This is a genomic window from Mesorhizobium sp. M7A.F.Ca.US.006.04.2.1, from assembly GCF_004022915.1.
In the GTDB taxonomy this organism is placed as follows: domain Bacteria; phylum Pseudomonadota; class Alphaproteobacteria; order Rhizobiales; family Rhizobiaceae; genus Mesorhizobium; species Mesorhizobium ciceri.
The window spans coordinates 1-3681 of sequence record NZ_RZQA01000665.1 but is presented as its reverse complement, the minus strand read 5'-3'; the positions used below and the strand labels follow the sequence as shown (position 1 = coordinate 3681).

Below are 3681 nucleotides of genomic sequence, written 5' to 3'. Positions count from 1 at the left end.
GCGCGGAAGCCGCCTGCCACAGGGCTTCCGATACCGCAGGAAAGCGGCTTTTGATGTCGGCATGGTCGGCGACATGGCTCATCCTGGCCAGTGCGCCGATGGTGACGCCGCGCTCGTTCACCTCGATCCTGTCCAACCCCTTGAGATGAGCGATGTCGACCAGCGTCTCGGGCTCGGCGACGCCGCATTTGGCGAGGTCGATCAGCGTGGTGCCGCCGGCCAAGAGCATGGCGCCGGGCAGGGCGGCCGCCTGGCGTGCCGCATCGAGCGAATTGGCGCGCACATACGAAAAATCCCTCATGATGCGGCCTCCAATGCTGCCTGGCGGACAGCGGCGACGATGTGCGGATAGGCGCCGCAGCGGCAGAGGTTGCCGGCCATATACTCGCGGATTTCTTCGTCGGAGCCGGCATGGCCTTCGCGGATGCAGGCGACCGCCGACATGATCTGGCCCGGCGTACAATAGCCGCACTGGAAGGCGTCCTGTTCGAGGAAGGCAGCCTGCACGGGATGCATTTCGCCCTCCCGTGCAAGCCCCTCTATGGTGGTGACGGTGCGGCCCTCGACTTGTGCGGCCAGCGTCAGGCAGGCCAGCACGCGCTCGCCGTCGATATGCACGGTGCAGGCGCCGCACTGGCCGTGGTCGCAGCCCTTCTTGGTTCCGGTCAGGCCGAGGCGATCGCGCAAGGCATCGAGCAGCGTGACGCGCGGCTCGAGTTGCAGATCGTGATCACGGCCGTTGATGTCGAGATGAACTGGGATCGTTGTTTTGGTCATGGGCGTCGGGCTCCAGTTGCTTGACGCGAAGTCGTTGATTTCATCTTTGGCAGCCGGCGGGGACCTGGCGCCGGCTGTGCGGCCCTTCGCTGCCGCTCCCCGCCTTCGGGCGTTCAGCCCCTTAGAAAGGTCCACTGGACTTTTTGGTGCGCCCGAAGCGGACCGGGCTTTCACCGTTCGTCGTTCGGGAAGCCAAGCAATTGGCTTCCCATCCGCTAGGTGGACCACTCCTCACCCCAGCAGGTCCTCGATGCGGACCGGAAAGCGCCGCGGCCGCACGCCGGTCGCATGCCAGACCGCATTGGCGACGGCGCCGGCCGTGCCGGTGATGCCGATTTCGCCGACGCCCTTGATGCCGAGCGCGTTGACGTGAGGGTCGTCCTCGTGGACCAGCAACGCCTCGATCGATGGAACGTCGGCATTCACCGGGACATGATATTCGGCGAGGTTGGCATTCTGGATCCGGCCAGAGCGCCGGTCGGTGATGGCTTCCTCATGCAGCGCGAACGAGACGCCCCAGATCATGCCGCCATAATACTGGCTGCGCACCAGCCTGGGATTGATGACCCGTCCGGCGGCGAACGCGCCGACCAGCCTTGTGACACGGATCTGGCCAAAATCCGGATCGACCTTCACCTCGGCAAACACGGCGCCATGCGCGTGCTTGGCATAGGCCTCCTGAGACGCCGGGTCGGGAGCCCCCTTGCCGTGGCCCTCGATCTCGGTGAGGCCCGCGCGCGTGAGGATCTCGGCGTAGCTTTCACCGCGGCTTTCATCGTCGCGCCGATAGAGGCGACCGCCGCGCGCCAGCACGCCTTCATTGCCGGCGCCGTAGAGCGGCGAGCCCTCGTCGCCGGTGGCGAGATCGGCGAGCCTGGCGATGACGGCGGCGCCCGCATTGTGGATCGCCATGCCGGCCGTCGCCGTGTGGCCGGAGCCGCCGGCAATGCCTGCATTGGGCAGATCGGAGCTGCCGGCCCTGAAATCGACCTGGTCGATATCCAGTCCCAGTCCGTCGGCGGCGATCTGGGCGAAGGCGGTCCAGGCGCCTTGCCCCATGTCCTGAGCGCCGGTCTCCATCACGCCGCTGCCATCGGCTCTCAGCACCGCCCGCGCTTCGGCCTGGAACATGATCGCCGGGAAGGTCGCCGTGCCCATGCCCCAGCCGGTCAGGAAACCGTCGGCGTCGCGCATCAGCCGAGGCTGAATGGGGCGGCTCGCCCAGCCGAACGTCTCGGCCGCTTGCCTGTAGCATTCGCGCAGCGCCTTGGAGGAAAACGGCTTGCCGGTCATCGGCTCGACCTCGGCATAGTTCCGCAGCCGGAATTCCAGCGGGTCCATGCCGCAGGCGTAGGCTGCCTCATCGATAGCGCTCTCCAGCGCGATCGAGCCGGTGGCTTCGCCGGGCGCCCGCATGAACAGCGGCGTACCGGTATCGAGCCGCACCGCATCGTGCGAGGTGGCGATGGCCGGGCTGGCATAGAGTGTGTGCGAGGCATCCGCCGCCGGTTCGAAGAAATCGTCGAACGTGCTCGACGCGGTCTTGGCGTGATGGTCGAGCGCCGTCAGCCGCCCTTCGCCATCCATGCCCATGCGCAGCGTCTGGCGCGTCGGCGCACGGTGGCCGACCGGCCCGTACATCTGCTCACGTCGCAGCACCAGCTTGACCGGACGGCCGACGAGACGCGCCGCCAGGATGCCGAGCACCTGCGGCCCGGAGATCATGCCTTTCGAGCCGAAGCCGCCACCCAGGAACGGGCTGCGGATGTGGATGTTCTCCGGCGCGATGCCGAACAGGCCGGCGATGCGGCCCTGCGCCATGGCAAGGCCCTGGCTCGGTGTGTCGATCGACAGTGTGTCGCCTTCCCAGGCGACGACGATCGCATGCGGCTCCATGGCGTTGTGGTACTGGGCCGGCGTCTCGTAGGTGGCTTCGATCCGCGTCTTTGCCGATTTGAGGCCGGCCTCGACATCGCCCTTGTACTGCACGGCCGGACCGCCGACGCCGACAGCACGCGGCACGATACTTTCGGCGCCGTCGAGGCCAACGCGCGCCGGCATCACTTCATAGCGCGGCGACAGCAGCGCCGCCCCCTCGGTCGCCGCCTCCAGCGTCTCGGCGATCACCACGGCGATGCTCTGATTGGGGTAGCGGACCTGGTCGTTCTGCAAGAGGTCGAGCCGGAACATGAAGGGATGGTCCTTGGCGTCCGGATCGGCGGCGAGCGCTGGCCGGTTCTTGGGCGTCATCACCTCGACCACGCCCTTGTGTGCCTTGGCCGCCTCGACATCCAGCGCAGCGACGCGGCCGCGCGCGATGCTAGAGACAGCGAGCACGGCGTAGAGCATGCCGGGCGGATGGTTGTCGGCGGCATAGCGCGCGGCTCCGGTGACTTTCAGAAAGCCGTCGCGGCGGGTCAGCGGCTGGCCGATGCTGGAGCCTTGCCGGGCATGGGCGGGTTGCTGGTTGAGGCTGAGTTCAAGCGTCATGGCGCGCTCCAGGAATGTTCGAGAACGGGGAGGCAGGAAGGGCCGGCAGACGCTCGGGCGTTCCCGAAAGCGCAGAGATCAGCGCCCTGGTCACGATGCGGCGGGCAAGCTCGATCTTGAAGGCATTGTCGCCGGAAGGGCTGGCATCGGCCAAGGCAGCGTCCGCGGCGCTGGCGAAGGTCGCCTCGCTGGCGTCCGCGCCAAGCAGGACGGCTTCCGCCGAGCGTGCCCGCCACGGCTTGGCCGCGACGCCGCCCAGCGCCAGCCTTGCGGCGCGGATCTTGCCGCCGTCGACGACAAGCGCTGCCGCGGCCGATACGACGGCGAAGGCATAGGAGGTGCGTTCACGGACTTTGAGGTAGCGGGCATTGGCGGAGAAGGAGGCAGCCTCCGCCGGCAGGCGCACCGCCACGA

The 3681-nt window shown here is 67.8% G+C and carries 3 protein-coding genes and 1 pseudogene; all 4 read right to left on the bottom strand.

Annotated elements, in window-relative coordinates:
- The coding region (locus EN925_RS27635; RefSeq protein ID WP_206632970.1) for an FAD binding domain-containing protein at nucleotides 1–301 on the bottom strand (301 nt) is incomplete at its 3' end.
- Entirely contained in the window at nucleotides 298–777 is a 480-nt protein-coding gene (locus EN925_RS27630; protein ID WP_013530702.1) for a (2Fe-2S)-binding protein, read from the bottom strand. The genes EN925_RS27630 and EN925_RS27635, both read right to left, overlap by 4 nt.
- Nucleotides 778–1008: 231 nt before the next feature.
- The gene (locus EN925_RS27625; protein WP_127369007.1) at nucleotides 1009–3267 is read right to left on the bottom strand and encodes a xanthine dehydrogenase family protein molybdopterin-binding subunit; all 2259 of its coding nucleotides are present in this window, start codon (nucleotides 3265–3267) and stop codon (nucleotides 1009–1011) included.
- A pseudogene (locus EN925_RS27620) lies at nucleotides 3257–3681 on the bottom strand (xanthine dehydrogenase family protein subunit M); the annotation flags it as partial. The pseudogene EN925_RS27620 and the gene EN925_RS27625, both read right to left, overlap by 11 nt.

Coding starts and splice junctions, on each gene's coding strand:
- EN925_RS27630 (WP_013530702.1), bottom strand. CDS start 777: ATGACCAAAACAACGATCCCAGTTCATCTCGACATCAACGGCCGTGAT.
- EN925_RS27625 (WP_127369007.1), bottom strand. CDS start 3,267: ATGACGCTTGAACTCAGCCTCAACCAGCAACCCGCCCATGCCCGGCAA.